This is a genomic window from Isoptericola jiangsuensis, from assembly GCF_002563715.1.
Classification (GTDB): Bacteria; Actinomycetota; Actinomycetes; order Actinomycetales; family Cellulomonadaceae; genus Isoptericola; species Isoptericola jiangsuensis.
Genome location: NZ_PDJJ01000001.1, coordinates 2,290,392 through 2,311,358 on the forward strand (window position 1 = coordinate 2,290,392; position 20,967 = coordinate 2,311,358).

A 20,967-nucleotide genomic window follows, 5' to 3' on the forward strand; every position below is an offset into this window, starting at 1 on the left:
GGCCCACACTGGGGCCATGGCGACTCCCGCGGACGGCCGGTCCGAGACCTCGGGTCCGGGCTTCCCGGCGGCGGGACCGCCGGACGTCGACGGCGCGGGACCGCAGGCGGCGGTGCCGGACGACGTACGGGCCTTCCTCGACGCGGTGCCGGGTGCGCGTCGACGGCGTGACGCCTGGACGCTGCTCGCGCTGATGCACCGGGTGACCGGGCTGGCGCCGCAGTTGCACGGCACCATCGTCGGGTTCGGCACCTACCACTACGAGTACGCGTCGGGCCGCTCGGGCGACGCCCCGCCGGCCGCGTTCGCCCCGCGGAAGGCGAACAGCGTCGTGTACCTCATGGACGGGACCGACGCGCACGCGGACGACCTGGCGCGGCTGGGGCCGCACCGCACGGGCGTGGGGTGCCTCTACCTGACCGACCTGGACAAGGTCGACCTGGCGGTGCTGGAGACCGTCGTCGCGGACGCGTTCGGGACGCTGACGGCGGATACCTACGGGCTGCGTGCCCGCGACGGCGGACGACGGGTCGACTGACCCCGCCGCGAGGTCGGGCGTCCGGTCGTGACGTCCTCCCTCGACGGAGCTGGTGCCCTGCTCTTGCCAACCCTCGCACCACGAGGGTTAGATACCTCGTAGATCGAGGGATAGAGGAGCTATGCACATCGACAAGGACCTCGTCGCCGCCTCGGCGACGCCGCTCGTCCTCGGCATACTGGCCGAGGACGAGTCCTACGGGTACGCCATCGCCAAACGGGTGGCCGAGCTGTCCGGCGGCCACATGGAGTGGACCGACGGGATGCTCTACCCGCTGCTGCACCGCCTGGAGAGGAACGGCCTCGTCGAGGCCTCCTGGGGACGCTCCGAGACCGGACGCCGCCGCAAGCACTACGCGATCACCGCCGCCGGGCGTGCCGCGCTCGCCGAGCGCCAGGAGCAGTGGGAGGTCGTGCACGCGGCGCTGTCCCGCGCGTGGGAGTCGGTCGCCGACGCCACCCGACCCACCCGTGACGCCGTCCTCGGCGGCGGCCTCGGCACCTCGGCCGCGGCAGGAGGGATCACCTGATGGACGAGCCCACCGCCCTGGACGCCCAGGTCGCCCGCTGGCGCGACTACGTCAGCCGCCACCGCGCCATCGCCCCCGCGGACGTCGACGAGATGGCCGACCACCTGCGCGAGCGCATCGACGACCTGCGGGCCGCCGGTCTCGACGACGAGGAGGCGTTCCTCGTCGCGGTCAAGCGCATGGGCAGCCTCGACGCCGTGTCCCGGGAGTTCGCCCGGGAGCACTCCGAGCGCCTCTGGAAGCAGCTCGTGCTCGTCCCCGCCCCGGGCGCCGACGACCGGCGCGCGCCGGCGTGGCGCGAGCTCGGCGTCGTCCTCGCGCTCGGGGTGGGCGCCGGGACCGCGGTGAAGGTCGGCGCCACCACGCTCGCCGACGACACCTTCGCCACGAACGTCGCGTTCCTCGTCCTGCCGTTCCTCCTCGGCTACTTCGCCTGGAAGCGTCGCGCACCCCTGGCGCTCGTCGGCGCGCTCGTCGCGGTGCTGGCCGTCACGTGCGCGGTCGTCAACCTGTACCCGTTCGCCGACGGCGGCTCGACGATGGTCCTGGCGGCGCTGCACGCCCCGGTCCTGGTGTGGACCGCCGTGGGCGTCGCCTACACCGGTGGACGCTGGCGCTCGGGCGACCGGCGCATGGACTTCGTCCGGTTCACCGGCGAGCTCGTCATCTACGTCGCCCTGCTCGCGCTCGGCGGCGGGGTGCTGCTCGGCCTCACCGCCGGGCTCCTCGCCGTGGTCGGCGTCGACCTGGAGCCCGCCCTCGAGGGCTGGATCCTGCCGTACTGCGTCCCCGGCGCGGTCCTGGTCGCCGCCTGGCTCGTCGAGGCCAAGCAGGAGGTCGTGGAGAACATCGCACCCGTGCTGACCAGGGTGTTCACGCCGCTGACCACGGTCATGCTCGTCGTGTCGTTCGTCGTCCTGCTCACCGCCGGCGGGCTCACCACGGTGGACCGTGAGCTGCTCATCCTGCTCGACGCCGTCCTGGTCCTCGTCCTGGCGCTGCTGCTCTACTCGATCTCGGCCCGCGACCCGCTCGCGCGACCCGGGTTCTTCGACGCGCTCCAGCTCGCGATGGTCGCCGCCGCTCTCGCCGTCGACGCGCTCGCCCTGACCGCCATGCTCACCCGGATCGCCGAGTTCGGCGCGAGCCCCAACAAGGTCGCCGCGCTCGGGCTCAACCTGGTGCTCCTCGTGCACCTGGTGCGCACCGGGTGGCTCCTGCTGGGGTTCTGCCGCCGCCGCGCCGGGTTCGGCGCGCTGGAGCGCTGGCAGACGACGTACCTGCCGGTGTACGCGCTCTGGGCCGCGGTGGTCGTCGTCGGGTTCGGGCCGCTGTTCGGCTTCGCCTGAGGTTCAGGGAAGCCGCGCCGGATCGGCGCCGCGGCCGACGAGGAGCGCTCGCACGGCCCGCAGCGCCCGGTCGTCGGCGGTGGCATCGTCCAGCAGGAGGGAGCGGTCGTTGGCCGCGCCGAGCAGGCCCACGACCTCGAACACGACCTGGTCGGGCTCCGTCCCCGCCGCGAGGTCGCCGGCCTCGACGGCGAGCGCGACGTGGTGCGCGAGGTAGCCGTCCCACTCGCGGCGCACCGCCACGACGGCGTCCCGGACGGGGCCGGGACGGGAGTCCGTCTCGGTCTCGACGGCACGGAAGAACCAGCCGCCGGCGAACGTCCGGGTGCGGGAGTACTCGCTCCAGCCCCGCGCCAGGGACCAGACCCGGTCGAGACCCGGCGCGGCGGACCGGGCCGGCTGGTGCACGGCTGGCAGCTGCGCGCCTCCCGCTTCGGGGCCCTCGTGCGGGCCCTCACCGCGGCCGGGTGGCGGGTCGAGTCCTACGACGCCCCCGCGCACGGCGCGTCCGCCGGCGACCGGCTCACACTCCTGGAGCACATGGCCGCGATGCGCGCCGTCGAGGCAGCCTGCGGTCCGTTCGACGCCGTCGTCGGTCACTCGCTCGGGGCCTTCGCCGCCGGGACCGCCCTGCACGAGGGGTTCTCGGCGCGGCACTTCGTCTCCCTGGCCGCGCCCACCGGCTTCGACTCCGTCGTCGCGACCTACATGCGCCTCGTCGGCCTCTCCCCCGTCCTGCACGAACGTCTCTGCACGCGCATCGCCGCCACCACGTTCCCCGGCCACCCCGACGTCCGCGACCGGTTCGACCTGCTGCGCCACCCCGTGCCGGACGCGGTGCGCACCCTGTTCGTGCAGGACACCGACGACGCGATGCACGGCGTCGCCGAGGCGCACGCCCTGCACGCCGCGCACCCCGGCAGCGAGCGACCTGCGGGTCACCTCCGGGCTGGGTCACAACCGCGTGCTGGACGACGACGCCACCGTGCGCGCCGTCGTCGCGCACCTCGCCCCCGTCCACGCCTGACGAGGAGCCTCAACCCCTCACCCTCACCCCCCACCGTGACGGGGGACGCACGACGACGCCCCGCCGCTCCGCAAGAGGAGCGACGGGGCGTCGTGTGCTGTCGGCCGTCAGGCGATCCGGAGGATCAGGCGACGAGCGAACGGAGCACGTACTGCAGGATGCCGCCGTTGCGGTAGTAGTCCGCCTCGCCCGGGGTGTCGATGCGCACCACGGCGTCGAACTCGACGACGGAGCCGTCCGCCTTGGTGGCCTTCACCGCGACGGTCTCGGGCGTGGTGCCCTCGTTGAGCTCCGTGATGCCCGCGATGTCGAACGTCTCGGTGCCGTCCAGGCCGAGGGACTCGACGTTCTCGCCGGCCGGGAACTGCAGCGGCAGGACGCCCATGCCGATGAGGTTCGAGCGGTGGATACGCTCGAACGACTCGGTGATGACGGCCTTGACGCCCAGGAGCGCGGTGCCCTTGGCCGCCCAGTCGCGGGACGAGCCGGAGCCGTACTCCTTGCCGCCGAGCACCACCAGGGGGGTGCCCTGCGCGGCGTAGTCCTGCGCGGCGTCGTAGATGGTGTCCTGCTCGCCGGAGACGAAGTTGAAGGTGTAGCCACCCTCGACGCCGTCCAGCAGCTGGTTCTTCAGGCGGATGTTCGCGAACGTGCCGCGGATCATGACCTCGTGGTTGCCACGGCGCGAGCCGTAGGAGTTGAAGTCACGACGCGCCACGCCGTGCTCGGCCAGGTACTTGCCGGCCGGGCTGTCGACCTTGATCGCACCCGCGGGCGAGATGTGGTCGGTGGTGACGGAGTCGCCGAGCTTGGCGAGCACGCGGGCACCGGAGATGTCCGAGACCGGCGACGGCTGCGCACCCATGCCCTCGAAGTACGGGGGCTTGCGCACGTAGGTCGACTCGCCGTCCCACGCGAACGTGTCGCCCTCGGGCGTCTCCAGCGCACGCCACCGGTCGTCGCCGGCGAAGACGTCCGCGTAGTCGTCCTCGAACATCTTGCGGTCGATCGAGGCCTCGATGGTGGCCTGGACCTCGTCCGGCGTCGGCCAGATGTCCTTGAGGAAGATGGGGTTGCCCGCGTCGTCACGGCCCAGCGGGTCGTGGTCGAAGTCGAACTCCATGGTGCCGGCCAGGGCGTACGCGATGACCAGCGGCGGGGACGCCAGGTAGTTCATCTTGACGTCCGGGTTGATGCGGCCCTCGAAGTTGCGGTTGCCGGACAGCACGGACACGACGGCGAGGTCGTGCTCCTGGACCGCCTCGGAGATCTTCTCGTCGAGCGGGCCGGAGTTGCCGATGCAGGTGGCGCAGCCGTAGCCGACCAGGTGGAAGCCCAGCTTCTCGAGGTACGGCCACAGGCCGGACTTCTCGTAGTAGTTGGTGACGACCTGCGAGCCCGGGGCCATGGACGTCTTGACCCACGGCTTCGAGGTGAGGCCCTTCTCCACCGCGTTCTTGGCCAGCAGCGCGGCGGCGAGCATGACCGACGGGTTCGAGGTGTTGGTGCACGACGTGATCGAGGCGATCGCGACGGCGCCGTGGAAGAGCTCGAACTCCTTGCCCTCGGAGTCCGTCACCGGGACGGTGCGGCGCACCTGGGCGTGGGTCGACGGCGAGTCGGAGGCCGGGAAGGACTCCTTCTCGGCCTCGTCGACGGAGTCGATGACGTCGGCGGCGTAGCTCGGCAGGTCGCGCGCGAACGCGGACTTGGCGTTCGACAGCTCGATGCGGTCCTGCGGGCGCTTCGGGCCGGCGATCGACGGCACGACGGTCGCCAGGTCCAGCTCGAGGTACTCGGAGAACACCGGCTCGACGTAGTCGGCCGACTCCGGGTCGAGCCACAGGCCCTGCTCCTTGGCGTACGCCTCGACGAGCGCGAGCTGCTCCTCGGACCGGCCGGTCAGGCGCAGGTACTCGACGGTGACGTCGTCGATCGGGAAGATCGCGGCGGTCGAGCCGAACTCCGGCGACATGTTGCCGATGGTGGCGCGGTTCGCGAGCGGCACCTGGCCGACGCCGGAGCCGTAGAACTCGACGAACTTGCCGACGACACCGTGCTGGCGCAGCATCTGCGTGATCGTCAGGACGACGTCGGTCGCGGTGACGCCGGCCGGGATCGAGCCCTTGAGCTTGAAGCCGACGACGCGCGGGATGAGCATGGACACGGGCTGGCCGAGCATCGCGGCCTCGGCCTCGATGCCGCCGACGCCCCAGCCGAGCACGCCCAGGCCGTTGACCATCGTGGTGTGCGAGTCGGTGCCGACGCAGGTGTCGGGGTAGGCGCGGAGCACCGGCGCGGACCCGTTCACGGAGACCTCGCGGGTCATGACCGTGCGCGCCAGGTACTCGATGTTGACCTGGTGCACGATGCCGGTGCCCGGGGGGACGACCTTGAAGTCGTCGAACGCGGTCTGACCCCAGCGCAGGAACTGGTAGCGCTCGTGGTTGCGCTCGTACTCGAACTCGACGTTGCGCTCGAACGCGTCGGGGCGGCCCGCGACGTCGATCTGCACGGAGTGGTCGATGACCATCTCGGCGGGCGCGAGCGGGTTGATGCGGGTGGGGTCGCCGCCGAGCTCGGCGACGGCCTCGCGCATGGTGGCGAGGTCGACGACGCAGGGGACGCCGGTGAAGTCCTGCATGATCACGCGCGCCGGCGTGAACTGGATCTCGGTGCTGGGCTGGGCGTCGGGGTCCCAGCCGGCGAGGGCGCGGACGTGGTCCGCGGTGATGTTCGCACCGTCCTCGGTGCGGAGCAGGTTCTCGGCGAGGATCTTGAGCGAGTACGGAAGCCGCTCGAGGCCGTCCACCGCCGACAGCCGGAAGATCTCGTACGAGTTCTCCCCGACCTCCAGGGTTCCCTTGGATCCGAATGTGTCCACGCTGCTCACTGCTGCTCCTTCTGCGGGGCTGGCCGGCGCGGGCACCGCGTCGACGCGAGAGCGCAGCGGTTCCGACGCCGTGACGTCCGGGGGCTCCACCCCCGGCGGACGCGGACGTCGCGGGGGCTGTCCCCCAGCATAGCCTATGTATCTTGACGTCAAGATACTCAGGGCGGCCTCACCGCCCGCCGGGTCCGACCCCGGCCGCCGGGAACGACCCCGGCCCGGCGCGCGTTGCACCAGGGTCCCTCACGCCGCGAGGGACCGACGGAAGGAACCCATGGCCGAGACGTCCCTGCGCACCGACCCGACCACCACCGCCTCCGCACCCCCCGACCTGCCGCCCCTGACCGACCAGGCCGAACGGCTGGTCGACCTGGGGCTCGTCCCCACCGACCCCGCCGACGGCACCCTCGACGCCGCGACGCTGCGCCGGCGGGCCGCCGACCTGACCGGCTCCGGGGCGCCCGGCGCCCTGCTGGTCGTGCACCCGCGGCACCTGCCGCCCTCGGCGCTCGCCCCCCACCTGCTGCGCACCGTGCGCACGCGCGGCGGCGAGGTGGAGCGCCCCGGGTTCGTCGTCGAGGACATGACGGACGTCGACGCGTTCGCTCCCGTCCCCGACCTCGACCTGCCCGACGCCGACGTCTGGGCCGTGCTCGCCCCCGACCGCGGCGACGACCTGGCGAACGCCTCCCCCGAGGAGGCCGTCGTGGCGCTCGCCGCCCGGTCGCGCACACCCCTGACGCTCGGCGAGGGCGCCCAGTGGGTGCTCCAGTCCCCCGGCGTGCTGGAGCCCGGCCGCTGCTTCATGACGATCGGGTCCCGCGTGCGGCGCGCCGACGGGAGCGACGACGCCCGCACGCCCGCGCTGTGGATCTCCGGCGGCACGGGACGCGACGGCGCCGGGCGCCGCGGCGCGGCGAAGATCGGCTGGTGCTGGTGGCGCAACCGTCACACCTGGCTCGGTTTCGCGTCCGCCGCGGCGCGCCGGGCCTGACGGACCGCTGGGCCGCCGGGCCGCCGCCCCCGTCAGGACCGGCGAGCCGCCCGGCGGACCGCAGGGGTCTTCTCGGGCTTCGGCGCGCCGTCGACCACGTTGAGGTAGCTGTTCGACAGGTGCCCGACGTCGATCGCCCACACGCCCGCGCGCGCCAGCCGGCTCGCCAGGATCGTCCCGGCGGGCCCCAGCGCGAGCAGCACCAGCTCGTCGGACGCCCGCGCGACGATCTCGGCCTCCAGCTCGTCCAGCACCTCGAAGGCGTGCCGCGGCACCGTCCAGAGGTGGTCCACGGCCGCCACGTCGTCGAACAGCGCCGGGACGAGGTCGAACCGTGAGCCCCGACCCGTGACGACCAGCACCTTCTCGTCCGCCCACACGTCGCGCCACAGCCGTACGGCGTCGTCGCCGAGCTCCAGGAAGCAGATGGGGCGCGAGACGTGGCTGTTGCCGAACCGCCGCCCCTCGGGCACGACCCGGCGGACGTCCTGCCACACGAGCTCCCACACGCCGCTGTTGTGCGCGGTGCGGAAGGTCTGGGGCCAGCCGACGAGCAGCCCGTCGACGGGCTCGGCGGCCAGGGTCTCGCGCAGCGCCGCACGGATCTCCGCGCTGTTCTTCTGGAACCCGAGGTCGTACAGCGGGTCGACCATCATCCGGAGCTCGCCGTCCCCGAACCGGGCGAAGCTGGTGCGCTCCCGCGCCAGGAGCTCCAGCGTCTCGCGCAGCGTCATCTGGCGCTGCGCGGTGAACTCCAGCACCTCGCTCATGGTCGAGGCCGTGGCCGCGGTGCGCAGCGTGGTGAGCTCCTTGCGGCCGGACTCGGCGTCCTTGCGGGTGGCCGCGACGTCGGCCCCGATCCGGTCCAGGCGGACGGAGAGCTGCGCGGTGAGGTCGGCGACCTGCCGCTCGAGCTCGGCGACGCGGCGCGCCGTCCGGCGGGACACCGTGACCTGCGTCTCGGCCGCCTCCCGCAGCCGTCGCAGCTCGGCCAGCGCCTCGCCCGCCACCCGTGCCCCAGGGAGCCTGAACGACCCCATCACCCACCACGCTCCTCGACGTACCCGTGCCGACCTTCGTCGGCCGGACCCCGAAAGCCTAGCCGGGTGCGGCGGTCCGGACGTCGCCACCGAGGAGCCGTGCACCGACGGTCCGTGCGGCGTCGGCGCGGTGCGGTGCGGGGTGGCGGTCCGGCCGCCCTGCTGACACGGTGGCCGCAGGCGCCGACCCGGCGTCGCGTCACCGTCGATGGAGGAACTCGTGCGACCCACCCGTGCCACGGCCGCCCTGGCCCTGCCCGCCCTCGTCCTGCCCCTCGCGCTCGCCACGGCCGCACCGGCGGCCGCCGACCCCGTCCCCGGTGGCCCGTGGGTGTGCGGGGCCCAGCCGATCTCCCTGGCGGGGCTGACGAGCAACGACGAGCTCGCCGCCGAGCTCGCCCGGCTCGCCGCCCGCCACCCCGGCATCGTCGAGGTGGAGGAGATCGGCCGGTCGGTGGAGGGCCGGCCGCTGGAGGCCGTCACCGTGGGCGACGGCCCGCGCACCCTGCTGGTGCTGACGCAGGTGCACGGCGACGAGCCGATGGGCACCGAGGCCGTCCTGCAGCTCCTCAAGGCGGCCGCCGCCCCCACGCCCGCCGGTGCAGCGCTGCGCGAGGGCGTGACGATCGTCGCGGTGCCGCGCATCAACCCGGACGGCTGGGAGAGGTACCAGGACCGCGACTTCGCCGACGGGCTGGACCCGCGCCGCAACGCGAACGACATCGATCTCAACCGGGCGTTCGGCCCGACGACCGTCGACCTCGCCCTCGCGCCCGAGGCCGTCGCGGTGCAGGACCTCGTGGAGGCCACCGAGCCGGACCTCGTCCTCGACTACCACCACCAGGTGAGCTACACGACCGAGGGCACCGACGACCTGGTGACGATGTCCGTGCTGTGGGGCACCCACCCCGACGTGGCCCCGGACGTCGCCGACGACGGTCGCCGCGCCGTCGCCGTCATCGGGGACTCCCTGGCGCGCAGCGGGCACGCCGAGGTCACGCTGTACCCGCGCAGCGACACGGCCACCACGGCCCGCAACGGCCTCTCGCTCGACGGCTACCCGACGGTGCTCGTGGAGCAGCGCGGCCAGCAGGAGGTCGGGCAGAAGGGCCACGGTGCGCTGGTGCGCGAGGCGCTCGTGAGCATGCGGGCGGTCGCGGACTCGCTGGCCGACGGCTCGTTCGACGCCGTCTCCCCCGGCGACGCCGACCTCCTGCCCGAGCGGGGCGACCGGGTCCGCGAGAACTGCTGACCGGCCCGCCGGCCGGCCCGACGACCGGGCCGGCCGGCGCGGCTCAGCGCTCCAGGACGGCGACGGCCTCGACGTGGTGGGTGTGCGGGAACAGGTCGAACGCGCGCAGCGCCGACAGCGCGTAGCCGTGCTTCCCGAGCAGGCCCACGTCACGGGCGAGGGCGGCGGGGTCGCAGGCGACGTACACGACCCGCTGCGGGCCGCGGGCGGCGACGGCGTCGACGACGGTGCGCCCGGCCCCCGCGCGCGGCGGGTCGAGCACGACGACGTCCGCCGCGCCGAGCGCCCCGTCGGCGGCGTCGCCGTCGGCGAGCACCTGGTCGACGGCCCCGAGGTGGAGCTCGACCTGGGGCAGGTCGTGCACGTTGCGGCGGGCGTCCTGGACGCCGCGGGCGTCGCCCTCGACGCCGATGACGCGGCCGGACTCCCCCACGGCGTGGGCGAGCGGCACGGTGAAGAGGCCGGCGCCCGAGTACAGGTCCAGCACGGTGGCGCCGTCGACGTCGCCGACACCGGCGAGGACGGCGTCGCCCAGCAGGGCGGGGGCCCCGCGGTGAACCTGCCAGAAGCCGTCGGCGGCGACGCGGAACCGGTGGGTGCGGCCCGCGAGCGTCACCTCCTCGGCGACGGCGCGCCGGGCGGTGGGGCGGGAGTCCGGGCGTCCGCGGTGCCACGGCACGCCGTCCACCAGCATGAGGGGGCGTCCGCCCGCGGCGGGCGCGACGAGCTCGATCCGCTGGCCGGGACGCCACGTGCGGGTCCAGACCTGCTCGGCGTCCGCGAGCGCCGCGACGTCCTCGGTGGCGAGCGGCATGGCGTCGAGGGGCACGACGTCGTGGGAGCGGAAGCGCCGCATGCCGGCGCGGCCGGCGTCGTCGGCGACGAGGTCGACGCGGGTGCGGTAGGCGAGGCCGTGACGGGCGTCGTCGCCGTCGACGGCCTCGACGGTGACGTCGCGCTCGAGGCGGGCGAGGCGGGCGAGCTGCTCGGTCAGGACGTCGGCCTTCCATCGCCGCTGGGCGGGCAGGGCGACGTGGGAGAGCTCGCCGCCGCCGACGCCGCCGGGGCCGGCCTGGGGCCAGGCGGGGGCGACGCGGTCGGGGGACGCCTCGTGGACCTCGACGGCGTCGGCCCGCCAGTAGCGGTTCCCGCCCTCGGTGACGCGGGCGCGGACGCGCTCGCCGGGCAGGGCGTGCCGGACGAAGACGACGCGGCCCTCGTGACGGGCGACGCAGTGGCCGCCGTGGGCGACGGGCCCGACGACGAGCTCGATCTCGGTGCCGACGTGGGGGTCGGCGGGGCGGGGGCGCGGGGTGGAGCGGCGGGGGCGGGGCACGCCCCCATTGTCACCCGTCGCGGCGGCCGTTCTCGCCGGACCGGTCGGGGTCGAGGGTCGCGCTGCCCGCCGACGACAGCTGCCAGGGCACGGAGGCGACGACGACGCCGGGGGTGAACAGCAGGCGGCCCTTGAGGCGCAGGGCGGACTGGTTGTGCAGGAGGTGCTCCCACCAGTGCCCCACGACGTACTCGGGGATGTAGACGACGACGAGGTCGCGGGGGGACTCGCGCCGCAGGGACCGCACGTACTGCAGGACGGGCCGGGTGATCTCGCGGTAGGGCGAGTCGAGGACGCGCAGGGCGACGGGCAGGTCCAGCGCCTCCCAGCGTTCGCGCAGGTCGCGGATCTCGTCGGGGTCGACGCCGACGGTGACGGCCTCCAGCGTGGAGGGGCGCGACGCGCGGGCGTAGGCGAGGGCGCGCATGGTCGGCTTGTGCACGCGCGAGACGAGGACGACGGCGTGGACGCGGCTGGGCAGGGCGCGGGCCCCGGCGACGTCGTCGAGGGCGAGCTCGTCGCGCACGCGGGCGTAGTGGCGGTGGACGCCGCGCATGACGACGAACAGCAGGCCCATGGCGACGAGGGTGATCCAGGCGCCGTGCGTGAACTTCGTGACGAGGACGATGAGGAGCACGGCGGCGGTGAGGACGAACCCTGCACCGTTGACGACCCGGGACCAGCGCATCTGGCGGCGGGCGCGGGGGTCGGGCTCCTTGCGCAGCCCGCGGCTCCAGTGCCGCAGCATGCCGAGCTGGGAGAGCGTGAAGGAGACGAACACGCCGACGATGTAGAGCTGGATGAGGGCGGTGACCTCGGCGCCGAACGCGAGGACGAGCACGGCGGCGGCGACGGCGAGGGTGACGATGCCGTTGGAGAACGCCATGCGGTCGCCGCGGGTGTGGAGCTGGCGGGGCAGGTAGCCGTCCTTGGCGAGCCGGGAGCCGAGCACGGGGAAGCCGTGGAACGCGGTGTTGGCGGCGAGCAGCAGCACGAGCGCGGTGACGCCGGTGATGACGACCGCCACGAGGCCGGCGCCGCCGAACACGGTCTCGGCGAGCTGCGCGAGCACGGGGTGCTGCTGGTAGCCGTCGCCCACGGGGAGGCCGTCGCGGGTGAGCTGGGTGGCGGGGTCCTCGACGAACTTGATGCCGGTGGCCCCGGCCAGGAACAGGATCGTCAGGAGCATGACGGCGGAGATGCCGCCGAGCAGCGCCAGCGTGATGGCGGCGTTGCGGTGGCGGGGCTTGCGGAACGACGGCACGGCGGTGGTGACGGACTCGACGCCGGTGAGGGCGACCGCGCCGGAGGCGAACGCGCGGGCCACGAGGAACGCCCCGGCGACGCCGATCAACCCCTGCTCGAGGCCCGCGGCGGGGACGATGTCGAAGGACGCGCTCTCGGCCTGCGCCAGCGAGCCGCTCAGGTGCTGCACGGCTCCGGTGACCGCGAGGATCCCGACGGCGCCCATGAAGCAGTAGATGACCACGACGAACACCCAGGCGGCCTCACGGACGCCGCGCAGGTTGACCACGGTGAGCGCGAGGATGAGGAAGACCGCCACCCAGGGCTCGTAGCCGCGCGCGGCGGGCACGACGACGGCCAGGTACTGGGAGGCGGCCGACAGGGACACCGCGACGGTGAGGACGTAGTCGAGGAGCAGCGCGGACGCCACCCCGATCCCCGCGGTGGGCCCGAGGTTGGTGGTCGCCACCTCGTAGTCGCCGCCGCCGGAGGGGTAGGCGCGCACGATCTGCCGGTACGACGCCACCACCACGAGCAGCACCACGACGACCGCGAGACCGACCCACGGGGCGACCGCGGTGGCGGCGACGCCCGCGAGCGCGAGCATGAGCAGGATCTCGTCCGGGGCGTACGCCATGGACGACAGGGCGTCCGAGGCGAACACCGGCAGCGCCGCCCGCTTGGGCAGGACCGCCCCGCGGGTGGAGTCGCTGCGCAGCGGCCGACCGACGAGCAGGCGCTTGGCTGCATCCGCGATGTCCGACACGGTGACACATGCTATGCCCGCCGGGGCACCGCGGCGCGGGGGTCGGCGCCGCGTGACCGGTGGGTATAGCGTTTCGGCTGTGCACTTCGTGATCATGGGCTGCGGCCGCGTGGGTTCCACGCTCGCCCAGACGATCGAGTCGAACGGTCACTCGGTGGCCGTGATCGACCAGAACCCGGACGCGTTCCGACGGCTGCCCGCGGACTTCAGCGGGCACCGGGTCACCGGCGTCGGGTTCGACCGGGACACCCTCAAGCAGGCGGGTATCGAGGACACCTACGGGTTCGCCGCGGTGTCCGACGGCGACAACTCGAACGTGCTCGCGGCCCGGGTGGCGCGCGAGACGTTCGGGATCGAGCACGTCGTGGCCCGCATCTACGACCCGCACCGGGCGGAGGTGTTCCAGCGGCTCGGCATCCCGACGGTGGCGACCGTCCGCTGGACGGCCGACCAGGTGCTGCGCCGGATGCTGCCGCTGGGCGCCACGGACGAGTACCGCGACCCGTCGGGCGCGGTCCGGCTCGCGGAGGTGGACTACCACCCCGGTTGGCTGGGCCTGTCCGTGCGCCGCATCGAGGCGACCACGCGCGCCCGGGTGGCGTTCCTCACCCGGTACGCGGAGGGCACGATCGTCGGCCCCGACACCCTGCTCCAGGAGAACGACGTGCTGCACGTGCTGATGCACAGCGACGACGCCCCGCGCGTGGAGCGGCTGCTCACCCACGCCCCTGGTCCCGAGCACGAGGAGCGCGGCTGATGCGGGTCGTCATCGCGGGCGCCGGCTCGGTGGGCCGGTCGATCGCCGCCGAGCTGCTGGCCAACGACCACGAGGTCGTGCTGGTGGACAAGAACCCGTCGGCGATGCGCGTGTCGCAGGTCCCGGACGCCGACTGGCTGCTGGCGGACGCGTGCGAGACGACGTCGCTGGCGGGCGCGGACGTCGGGTCGGCGGACGTCGTCGTGGGAGCCACCGGCGACGACAAGGTCAACCTGGTGTTCTCGCTGCTGGCCAAGACGGAGTTCGCGGTGCCCCGCACGGTGGCACGCGTCAACAACCCCCGCAACGAGTGGATGTTCGACGAGTCCTGGGGCGTCGACGTCGCGGTGTCGACGCCGCGCATCATGACGGCGATGGTCGAGGAGGCCGTGGCCGTCGGCGACCTGGTGCGGATCTTCACGTTCCACCAGTCGGGGGCCGACATCTTCGAGGTGACGCTGCCGACGGAGTCGCCGCTGGTGGGGCTGCGCGTCAGCGACGTGCGCTGGCCGGCCGACACGGTGCTGGCGTGCGTGGTGCGCGGCACCCGCCCGTTCGCGCCGACGGGCGACGACGCGCTGGAGGTGGGCGACGAGCTGATGCTGGTCACGGGCCGGGAGGCCGACACCGCGGCGCTGCAGCAGCTCGTCGTGGAGGGTCCCGAGCTGGGCTGAGCCCGCGCACGCGCCGTGCACGACGACCGGGGGCCCGGTCCGGGTCTCCCCCGGACCGGGCCCCCGGTCGGCGCAGGTGGTCGCGCCGCCCGTCAGGCGGGTGCGGCGGCGGGCCGTGGTGCGCCGCGCACGACGACCCAGGTGAGCCAGAGCACGAGGCCCCACAGCGGGATGCCGAGCGCCAGGTGGGCCGTGCCGAGCCAGCCGACGTCACCGGCGAGGTAGAGCGGCACCTTGACGGCCAGCCGGATGCCGAACAGGCCGACCCAGAACCAGCTGGCCAGCGTGTACCGGCGCACGAGGTCGCGGTCCTGGCGCCACGCCACGAGCGCTGCCCACGGGCTCGGCTCGGTGGCCCCGGCCGTGCCCCGCTCGTCGTCGGGCCGGTCGGCCTCGGCGGCCTTCTGGACGGCCTGCTCGGCGAACCCGGAGCGGATCGCCTCGACGAACAGCCCGACCAGCGGCCAGCGCAGGGCGATCGAGACGAGGAACGCGACGAGGTAGGCGGCGTTGGTCCACAGCCCGACGGCGTAGAAGTCCTCCGCGTCACCGGTGCGCCAGGCCCAGAACACGCCGACCGCGATCCCGAGGACGCCACCGAGGGCCTGGGTGACGGGGGTGCGCTGCACGAGCCGCGCCACCACCGCGACCAGCGCCGCGGCGCTGGACGACACCAGCGACCAGGTGAGGTCCTGCGTCACGACGAACACGACGACGAACACCAGGCCGGGCAGGATCGCCTCGACCATGCCGCGGACCCCGCCGACGGCGGAGCCGAACGAGAACTCGTCCCCGACGACGGCGCGGACGCCGCGGGCCGCCTTCGCGGTGACCTTGGCGGTGTCGGACACCTCGGGGGTGCCGGACGACGGCTGGGGCGGGGGCGTGCTCACTCGCCCGCCCAGGCGCGCAGCTCGTAGCGGGGGTTGTACAGCGTGCGGCGGCCGTCGCGGAGCGTCACCATGCCGTCGACCCGCAGGCGGCGGCCCGGCTCGATGCCCGCGATCTCGCGGCGGCCGAGCCACACGAGGTCGAGGGAGCCGGTGCCGTCGAACAGCTCGGCCTCGACCGTGGGGACCTCGCCGCGCGGGTGCAGCACGACGGAACGCAGGACGCCCGACACGGACACGCGGCAGCGCGGCGCGGCGTCGGAGACGGGGGTGCAGCCGACGACCTCCGCGGCGGCGTGCCGCTCGTCGTCGGCGGCGACGTCGTCGGTGGAGGCGAGGGCCGACCGGACCAGGGTGCGCAGCGACATGGCCGTCAGCGGATCTCGGTGATCTCGGGCCCGCGCTTGAGCGGGTCGAACGCGGGGGCCTCGTCGCCGGTGTCGACCGGGGCCGCGGCGGCGTCCTTGCGGGCCTGCTCGGGCAGCGTGAGGGCGAGGAGGTCGCGCGGGGGACGCGGGCTGCCGTCGCGGACGACGACCACGTTGGCGAACACGGACTCCAGCGGCTTCGCGGCCTCCGGGTCCACGGCGGCCCGGCCGGACAGGACGCCGCGCAGGAACCAGCGGGGGCCGTCGACGCCGACGAAGCGGGCCGGGCGGACGCCGGTCGTGCCGTCGGGCGCGGTGGCGGGGACGCGGGCGATGAGCTCGCGGCCGAAGACGCCGGGGACGTCGTCCACGGTGCCGCCCTGCTTGGTCAGGGAGGTCGCGATCTCCTCGCGCACCTCGTCCCAGATGCCGTCGGTGCGCGGGGCGGCGAAGGCCTGCACCTGCAGCACGGAACCCTGCAGGGAGGCGGCGACGCCGGTCACCTTCTGCGACTTCTTGTCGACCTCCATGCGCAGCTGGAGGCCGGGCAGGACCGGCAGCCAGATGGCGCCGAGGTCGACCCGCGGACCCATGACCGACACCTGCGAGGAGTCGAACGGCCCGCGCTGGGGCGCGTCGGGGGCGGCGGCGGCAGCCTGCGCCTCCTGGCCTGCCGGGGTGCTCTCGCCCTCGAGCGCGGACTCGGCTTGCGTCGACGACGCCTTGCGCCGGAACAGACCCACCAGGGATCTCCTTGTCTCGTCGGTCGGCACGGCGTTGCGCCGTACCTCTCCCAGCGTAGACCGCCGTGGCCGACGGTCCGTGAACCCGCAGGTCAGGCCCGGCCGAACCCTCCGCTGGAGCCGAACCCGCCCTCGCCGCGGTGCGACCCCGGCAGGGTCCGGGCGACCAGGAAGCGGGCGTGCTCGACCTTCTGGACGACCAGCTGGGCGACCCGGTCGCCCCGCCGCAGCCGCACCGTCTCGCGCGGGTCGGTGTTCGCGAGGATCACCTTGACCTCGCCGCGGTAGCCCGCGTCGATCGTGCCCGGGGCGTTGACGACCGTGACACCGTGCTTGGCCGCGAGGCCCGAGCGGGGGTGCACGAACGCGGCGTAGCCCTCGGGCAGCGCGATCGCGATCCCGGTGGGCACCAGCGTCCGCTCGCCGGGGCCGAGCTCGACGTCGACGGTGGTCACCAGGTCGGCGCCCGCGTCACCCGGGTGGGCGTACGACGGGGCGGGGACGCCGTCGAGCAGGGTCACCAGCACGTCCACCGTGCTCGGGTCGGTCGCCGACAGGTTCGGGTCATGAGGCACCGGGGCAGCCTATCCGACCTGCCGGGCCTGCGATGATGTCCCCATGAACGACGTGTCCGCCCGACCGGGGCACGCCCCAGAGCCCGTCCCCGCCCCCTTCCGCGAGCGGCTCCTGCCCGGTCCCGGCGCCTGGCTGATCGCCCTCGGGCTCGGGGTGATCGCCGCCGTGATCATGCTCCCGCTGCAGCCGCTCATGGCTCCCGGCGTCGGTGTCCTCGTGGGCGCGGCCACCGTGGTGGCCCTGGTGGCGACGTCCCCGGTGGTCGAGGTCGGCGACGGGGTGCTGCGGGCCGGCCCGGCCCGGGTCCCCGTGGACCTGCTGGGCCGGGTCACCCCCATCTTCAGCGCCGAGGAGATGCGGGTCGCGCTCGGTCCCGACCTCGACGCCCGCGCCTACGTGTGCCTGCGCAGCTGGGCCCGCACCGGGCTGCGGGTCGAGCTGCGGGACCCCGGCGACCCGACCCCCTACTGGCTGGTCTCGACCCGCCGCCCGGACGAGCTGGCCGAGGCGCTGGTCGCCGCGGGGGCCGGGGGCTGACCCGGGCGGCGCTCGCCGGCGCCGGGGTACGACGAAGGCCGTCACGTCGAGGACGTGACGGCCTGTGTGTCGGTACGGGTGGGTGCGGGGCCGTCAGGCCGCGCACTCGGTGCAGATCATCTGGCCCTGCTTCTCGTAGGCCAGCTGGCTGCGGTGGTGCACGAGGAAACAGCTCGAGCACGTGAACTCGTCCGCCTGGCGAGGCAGGACGCGGACGGCCAGCTCCTCGCCGGAGAGGTCGGCGCCGGGGAGCTCGAAGCCTTCCGCGGCCTCGGTCTCGTCCTCGTCGACGACCCCCGACGACTTGTCGGAACGACGGGCCTGGAGCTCCTGGATCGAGTCCTGCTCGTTGTCCTCGTCGTTCTTGCGGGGTGCGTCGTAATCGGTGGCCATGTCTGGTGTCACGCTCCGTGTTCTCTGGATCGGTACGCGCTGATAATGCTCGGCGGTCAGGTTTTGTTCCCGTTCGGCCACCGGATTCTGCACCATCGGCGCCGGGCTCGCGACACGACGCGGTGTCGTGCCGGTCACATGCGGTCTGACCTGCACGAACACTACGACACCGGCGGCCGACGACCGGCCCGTTCCGGGGTGTGGACAGGTGCGTGCCGAGGTCAACGACCGGGGGCGTCGGCTCCCGCGGACTCGAGCAGCGCGACCAGCTCGGCCTGACGCTCCGCGACGCCCGCCACGGTCATGTCCGACGTCGCCGGCGCGCCGTGCAGGCCGGACACGCGGGCACCCGCCTCGGCGGCCACGAGACCGCCCGCCGCCATGTCCCACGGGTTCAGTCCGCGCTCGTAGTAGAGGTCGAGGGAGCCGTCGGCGACGAGGCACAGGTCGATCGCGGCCGACCCCAGACGGCGCACGTCGCGCACGCGGGGCAGCACGTGCACGAGCACCTGCGCCTGGTGGGCCCGGCGGTCGGCGTCGTACCCGAACCCGGTGCCCACCAGGCAGGTCTGCAAGGAGGCCGCCGAGCGGACCTGCACCGCGGTCCCGTCCCGGTCGGCGCCCTGACCGCGGCCCGCCGACCACGTGACGCCGTCCACGACCGAGTGCACGGCCCCGGCCAGGACGGTCCACGACGCGGGGTCCGGGTCACCGGCGACCACGGCGACGGACACGGCCCACGAGCTGACGCCGTAGAGGTAGTTGACGGTCCCGTCGATCGGGTCGACCACCCACGTGAGGCCGCTGGTCCCCGCTGCGGAGCCGCCCTCCTCCCCCAGCACCGCGTCGTGCGGCCGGTGCACGGCGATCCGGCGCCGCAGGAGCTCCTCGGAGGCCCGGTCCATCGCGGTCACGGGGTCGACGTCGCTGGACTTCGTGGCGGCGACCTCCACCCGGTCGGGGCGGCCGCCGCGGACCAGCGCGCCGGCCTCCAGGGCCAGGCGACGGGCCAGGTCCCGCAGGGCGGCGACGTCGGGCTCGGACGGGACGCGCGGTGAGGTGGTCACGTGTCCATACTGCCCGAGTCGCGACCCCACCGGCCGGTCCATCCCACCCCGACGTGCGGCACGAGCCAGCCCCGCCACAGCGCCAGCAGCCGGAAGCCGAGCACGACGACCGCGACGAGGACGGCCGTCCACCAGGACCACAGGTCGGCCGTCCACAGCAGGCCGACCGCCCCGGCGCCCAGGATGGCGGGGATGGCGTAGAGCTGCCGGTCGGCGAAGATGAGCGGCACCTCCCCCACGAGCATGTCGCGCAGCACGCCGCCGCCCACGCCGGTCAGGACGCCCACCACGACGGACGCGAGGAGCCCGGCGCCGAGCTCGAGGGACTTGGTGGTGCCCTGGACGACGAACAGGGACAGCGCGGCGGCGTCGAGCACGATGACGCTGCGCCGCAGCCGCGCGAGGCCCGGGTGCAGGACGCAGGTGACGAGCCCGGCGCCGACGGCCGCGACGACCAGCGGCCACTGGGAGATGCCGACGGGCGGGGTGTCCCCGATGAGGACGTCGCGCAGGATCCCGCCGCCCAGGCCGCACACCCAGGCCAGGACGAGGACCCCGAACACGTCGAACTTCTTGCGCACGGCGGCGAGCCCGCCCGAGACGGCCGAGACGAACACCGCGACCAGCTCGAGGACCGTCGTTCCGGCGGCCAGAGTCTCCATGGCGCCATCCTCCCAGGCGTGCCGCGGGGCGGCGAGAATGCGCGGCACACCGACGCGCCTGCGTCCGCAGCCGCGCACCGGGTGGCACCCTCGAACGAGCGGGCCCGCCGCGCGGGCGGGCTGCTGAGGAGGAACCATGGCCGAGCTGGAGCTCGTGACGCTGCACGAGGACGCCGAGCGCCTGGTCCTGCGCGGGCCCGGGGGCGTCGAGCACACCCTGGCGATCACCGAGGCCCTGCGGGCCGCGGTGCGGCGCGACCGGCCGCGGACGGAGGCGCTGCGCGCCCAGTCCGAGGCGACGCTGCGACCCCGCGAGGTGCAGGCGCGCCTGCGGGCGGGCGCGTCCGCGGAGGAGCTCGCCGCCGAGTCCGGGCTTCCCCTGGAGCACGTGCAGCGGTACGAGTGGCCGGTCGTGGCCGAGCGCGACCACGTCGTGGCGCAGGTGCGCTCCCACCGCGTCGACCCGGAGTCCGCCACGACCCTGGGTGAGCTGGCGGACCGGCGGCTCGTGGCGCGGGGCGTCGAACGGGACGGCGCGACCTGGTCGGCGCGCCGCGAGGGCTCGGCACCGTGGCAGGTCGAGGTCCGGTTCGTGGCGGGCGACCGCGAGCGGACCGCCACCTGGTCGTTCGACCCGCGCGGCCGGGCGGTGCAGTCGGTCGACGACGAGGCCCGGTGGCTCGGCCAGCCCGACGACCCCCTCTCGCCCGAGATCCTCGGTGTGCCCGCGGGCCGACCGGCCGCGCGTCGGCCGGTCCCGGCCGACGACTCCACGGCGCGACTCCTGGACGACCTCGCCGACCGGCGTGGGCAGCGGCCGTCGCGGAACCGCCCGGGTCGCCCTGACCCGGAGGCCCCGGGCGACCGGGACGCCGAGGGCCCGGACGACGCGGACCCCGCCCCGGCCCGGATCGTCGACCTCGGGGCGCGCCGCGACGCCGGACGCTCCGGCCCGCCGGAGCCGGTGCCCGTGGGGGCCGACGCCGCGTCCGGGCACGAGCCCGGTCCGGTGCCGCGCGACGCGGCCGACCCGCCCGCGGACCACGACGACTCGTCGGGGCGGCAGGGTCCCGACGTGGCCACGCAGGGCGTCCTCGACGACGACCTCGGCGCGGACGCCCCGCCCGCGCGGCCGCGGCCCACGATCGACGCCGCGCGCACCGTGGTCGGCGAGGTGCCGGCGCCGCCGTCCCCGCCGTCGGCGGACGCCAAGCCGTCGGCCGCGCGCCGCGGCGGCCGCAAGGGGCGCCCGCAGGTGCCGTCGTGGGACGAGATCGTGTTCGGCGGGGCGCGCCCCTCCTCCCCCTGACCCGGCCCCGCCTCCTCGGACGGGG

Annotated in this window: 22 protein-coding genes; 10 read left to right on the plus strand and 12 right to left on the minus strand. The window is 74.6% G+C overall.

Annotated features, from left to right (window positions below):
- The first annotated feature begins 16 nt into the window (after positions 1-16).
- From ATJ88_RS10475 to ATJ88_RS10485, 3 genes are all read left to right on the plus strand, one after another.
- Positions 17-538 carry a DUF1801 domain-containing protein gene (locus tag ATJ88_RS10475; protein ID WP_245852344.1) on the plus strand — a complete coding sequence of 174 codons (522 nt, stop codon included), beginning with the start codon at positions 17-19 and terminating at the stop codon, positions 536-538.
- A gap of 121 nt (positions 539-659) precedes the next feature.
- On the plus strand, positions 660-1,067 hold the full coding sequence (locus tag ATJ88_RS10480; protein ID WP_098463773.1) for a PadR family transcriptional regulator: 408 nt from the start codon (positions 660-662) through the stop codon (positions 1,065-1,067).
- A complete protein-coding gene (locus ATJ88_RS10485) occupies positions 1,067-2,416 on the plus strand; it encodes a permease prefix domain 1-containing protein (protein ID WP_098463774.1) in 1,350 nt (449 codons plus the stop codon). The genes ATJ88_RS10480 and ATJ88_RS10485 overlap by 1 nt, the downstream gene beginning before the upstream one ends.
- Positions 2,417-2,419: 3 nt before the next feature.
- On the opposite strand, the gene ATJ88_RS18340 is transcribed toward ATJ88_RS10485, so the two are convergent.
- Entirely contained in the window at positions 2,420-2,824 is a 405-nt protein-coding gene (locus tag ATJ88_RS18340) for a TetR family transcriptional regulator C-terminal domain-containing protein (RefSeq protein WP_170023590.1), read from the minus strand.
- Here ATJ88_RS18340 and ATJ88_RS10490 point away from each other — a divergent pair.
- Positions 2,819-3,619 carry an alpha/beta hydrolase gene (locus ATJ88_RS10490; RefSeq protein WP_170023592.1) on the plus strand — a complete coding sequence of 267 codons (801 nt, stop codon included), beginning with the start codon at positions 2,819-2,821 and terminating at the stop codon, positions 3,617-3,619. The genes ATJ88_RS18340 and ATJ88_RS10490 overlap by 6 nt on opposite strands.
- On the opposite strand, the gene acnA is transcribed toward ATJ88_RS10490, so the two are convergent.
- Positions 3,568-6,336, minus strand: a complete 2,769-nt coding sequence (gene acnA, locus ATJ88_RS10495; protein ID WP_098463776.1) for an aconitate hydratase AcnA — start codon at positions 6,334-6,336, stop codon at positions 3,568-3,570. The two genes, ATJ88_RS10490 and acnA, sit on opposite strands and share 52 nt — an antisense overlap.
- A gap of 271 nt (positions 6,337-6,607) precedes the next feature.
- Here acnA and ATJ88_RS10500 point away from each other — a divergent pair, with 271 nt between their 5' ends.
- A complete protein-coding gene (locus ATJ88_RS10500) occupies positions 6,608-7,327 on the plus strand; it encodes a DUF5701 family protein (RefSeq protein WP_098463777.1) in 720 nt (239 codons plus the stop codon).
- 32 nt (positions 7,328-7,359) lie between these two features.
- On the opposite strand, the gene ATJ88_RS10505 is transcribed toward ATJ88_RS10500, so the two are convergent.
- Positions 7,360-8,367, minus strand: coding sequence for a GT-D fold domain-containing glycosyltransferase (locus ATJ88_RS10505; protein ID WP_098463778.1), 1,008 nt, complete (start codon positions 8,365-8,367; stop codon positions 7,360-7,362).
- Positions 8,368-8,587: 220 nt separating this feature from the next.
- On the opposite strand from ATJ88_RS10505, the gene ATJ88_RS10510 reads away from it, so the two are divergent.
- Complete coding sequence (locus ATJ88_RS10510; RefSeq protein ID WP_245852346.1) at positions 8,588-9,619, plus strand: M14 family zinc carboxypeptidase; 1,032 nt, start codon at positions 8,588-8,590, stop codon at positions 9,617-9,619.
- A 43-nt stretch (positions 9,620-9,662) separates the two neighbouring features.
- Here the strand turns inward: ATJ88_RS10510 and ATJ88_RS10515 are convergent, their stop codons facing one another.
- Positions 9,663-10,955: a class I SAM-dependent RNA methyltransferase gene (locus tag ATJ88_RS10515; RefSeq protein WP_098463780.1), complete on the minus strand. Its 1,293-nt coding sequence runs from the start codon at positions 10,953-10,955 to the stop codon at positions 9,663-9,665.
- 10 nt (positions 10,956-10,965) lie between these two features.
- Positions 10,966-12,966: an APC family permease gene (locus ATJ88_RS10520; RefSeq protein WP_098463781.1), complete on the minus strand. Its 2,001-nt coding sequence runs from the start codon at positions 12,964-12,966 to the stop codon at positions 10,966-10,968.
- 94 nt (positions 12,967-13,060) lie between these two features.
- Between ATJ88_RS10520 and ATJ88_RS10525 the strand changes: the two genes are divergently transcribed.
- The gene (locus ATJ88_RS10525; protein WP_098465273.1) at positions 13,061-13,723 is read left to right on the plus strand and encodes a potassium channel family protein; all 663 of its coding nucleotides are present in this window, start codon (positions 13,061-13,063) and stop codon (positions 13,721-13,723) included.
- Entirely contained in the window at positions 13,723-14,397 is a 675-nt protein-coding gene (locus ATJ88_RS10530) for a potassium channel family protein (protein ID WP_098463782.1), read from the plus strand. The genes ATJ88_RS10525 and ATJ88_RS10530 overlap by 1 nt, the downstream gene beginning before the upstream one ends.
- Before the next feature lie 92 nt (positions 14,398-14,489).
- On the opposite strand, the gene ATJ88_RS10535 is transcribed toward ATJ88_RS10530, so the two are convergent.
- The 4 genes from ATJ88_RS10535 to dut form a co-directional block, all read right to left on the minus strand.
- Positions 14,490-15,290, minus strand: a complete 801-nt coding sequence (locus ATJ88_RS10535) for a DUF3159 domain-containing protein (protein ID WP_245852348.1) — start codon at positions 15,288-15,290, stop codon at positions 14,490-14,492.
- Positions 15,287-15,655 carry an OB-fold nucleic acid binding domain-containing protein gene (locus tag ATJ88_RS10540; protein ID WP_098463783.1) on the minus strand — a complete coding sequence of 123 codons (369 nt, stop codon included), beginning with the start codon at positions 15,653-15,655 and terminating at the stop codon, positions 15,287-15,289. Before ATJ88_RS10540 ends, ATJ88_RS10535 begins: the two co-directional genes overlap by 4 nt.
- Positions 15,656-15,660: 5 nt before the next feature.
- On the minus strand, positions 15,661-16,398 hold the full coding sequence (locus ATJ88_RS10545) for a DUF3710 domain-containing protein (protein WP_098463784.1): 738 nt from the start codon (positions 16,396-16,398) through the stop codon (positions 15,661-15,663).
- A gap of 92 nt (positions 16,399-16,490) precedes the next feature.
- Complete coding sequence (dut, locus tag ATJ88_RS10550; RefSeq protein WP_245852349.1) at positions 16,491-16,973, minus strand: dUTP diphosphatase; 483 nt, start codon at positions 16,971-16,973, stop codon at positions 16,491-16,493.
- Between the two features lie 43 nt (positions 16,974-17,016).
- On the opposite strand from dut, the gene ATJ88_RS10555 reads away from it, so the two are divergent.
- Entirely contained in the window at positions 17,017-17,511 is a 495-nt protein-coding gene (locus ATJ88_RS10555) for a DUF3093 domain-containing protein (protein WP_098463785.1), read from the plus strand.
- 93 nt (positions 17,512-17,604) lie between these two features.
- Here ATJ88_RS10555 and ATJ88_RS10560 read toward each other — a convergent pair whose 3' ends face one another.
- The 3 genes from ATJ88_RS10560 to ATJ88_RS10570 form a co-directional block, all read right to left on the minus strand.
- The gene (locus ATJ88_RS10560) at positions 17,605-17,904 is read right to left on the minus strand and encodes a DUF4193 domain-containing protein (RefSeq protein ID WP_098463786.1); all 300 of its coding nucleotides are present in this window, start codon (positions 17,902-17,904) and stop codon (positions 17,605-17,607) included.
- A gap of 221 nt (positions 17,905-18,125) precedes the next feature.
- Positions 18,126-18,971, minus strand: coding sequence for an inositol monophosphatase family protein (locus ATJ88_RS10565; protein ID WP_245852351.1), 846 nt, complete (start codon positions 18,969-18,971; stop codon positions 18,126-18,128).
- The gene (locus ATJ88_RS10570; RefSeq protein WP_098463788.1) at positions 18,968-19,633 is read right to left on the minus strand and encodes a trimeric intracellular cation channel family protein; all 666 of its coding nucleotides are present in this window, start codon (positions 19,631-19,633) and stop codon (positions 18,968-18,970) included. The genes ATJ88_RS10565 and ATJ88_RS10570 overlap by 4 nt, the downstream gene beginning before the upstream one ends.
- Before the next feature lie 136 nt (positions 19,634-19,769).
- Between ATJ88_RS10570 and sepH the strand changes: the two genes are divergently transcribed.
- Positions 19,770-20,942, plus strand: a complete 1,173-nt coding sequence (gene sepH / locus ATJ88_RS10575; RefSeq protein ID WP_098463789.1) for a septation protein SepH — start codon at positions 19,770-19,772, stop codon at positions 20,940-20,942.
- Positions 20,943-20,967: the final 25 nt, after the last annotated feature.

Excerpts from the sequence above, each read along its gene's own strand:
- ATJ88_RS10475 (WP_245852344.1), top strand. The coding sequence starts at position 17 with ATGGCGACTCCCGCGGACGGCCGGTCCGAGACCTCGGGTCCGGGCTTC.
- ATJ88_RS10505 (WP_098463778.1), bottom strand. The coding sequence starts at position 8,367 with ATGGGGTCGTTCAGGCTCCCTGGGGCACGGGTGGCGGGCGAGGCGCTG.
- ATJ88_RS10525 (WP_098465273.1), top strand. The coding sequence starts at position 13,061 with ATGGGCTGCGGCCGCGTGGGTTCCACGCTCGCCCAGACGATCGAGTCG.
- ATJ88_RS10540 (WP_098463783.1), bottom strand. The coding sequence starts at position 15,655 with ATGTCGCTGCGCACCCTGGTCCGGTCGGCCCTCGCCTCCACCGACGAC.
- ATJ88_RS10500 (WP_098463777.1), top strand. The coding sequence starts at position 6,608 with ATGGCCGAGACGTCCCTGCGCACCGACCCGACCACCACCGCCTCCGCA.
- ATJ88_RS10560 (WP_098463786.1), bottom strand. The coding sequence starts at position 17,904 with ATGGCCACCGATTACGACGCACCCCGCAAGAACGACGAGGACAACGAG.
- ATJ88_RS10480 (WP_098463773.1), top strand. The coding sequence starts at position 660 with ATGCACATCGACAAGGACCTCGTCGCCGCCTCGGCGACGCCGCTCGTC.
- sepH (WP_098463789.1), top strand. The coding sequence starts at position 19,770 with ATGGCCGAGCTGGAGCTCGTGACGCTGCACGAGGACGCCGAGCGCCTG.
- ATJ88_RS10530 (WP_098463782.1), top strand. The coding sequence starts at position 13,723 with ATGCGGGTCGTCATCGCGGGCGCCGGCTCGGTGGGCCGGTCGATCGCC.
- ATJ88_RS10570 (WP_098463788.1), bottom strand. The coding sequence starts at position 19,633 with ATGGAGACTCTGGCCGCCGGAACGACGGTCCTCGAGCTGGTCGCGGTG.
- ATJ88_RS10485 (WP_098463774.1), top strand. The coding sequence starts at position 1,067 with ATGGACGAGCCCACCGCCCTGGACGCCCAGGTCGCCCGCTGGCGCGAC.
- ATJ88_RS10555 (WP_098463785.1), top strand. The coding sequence starts at position 17,017 with ATGAACGACGTGTCCGCCCGACCGGGGCACGCCCCAGAGCCCGTCCCC.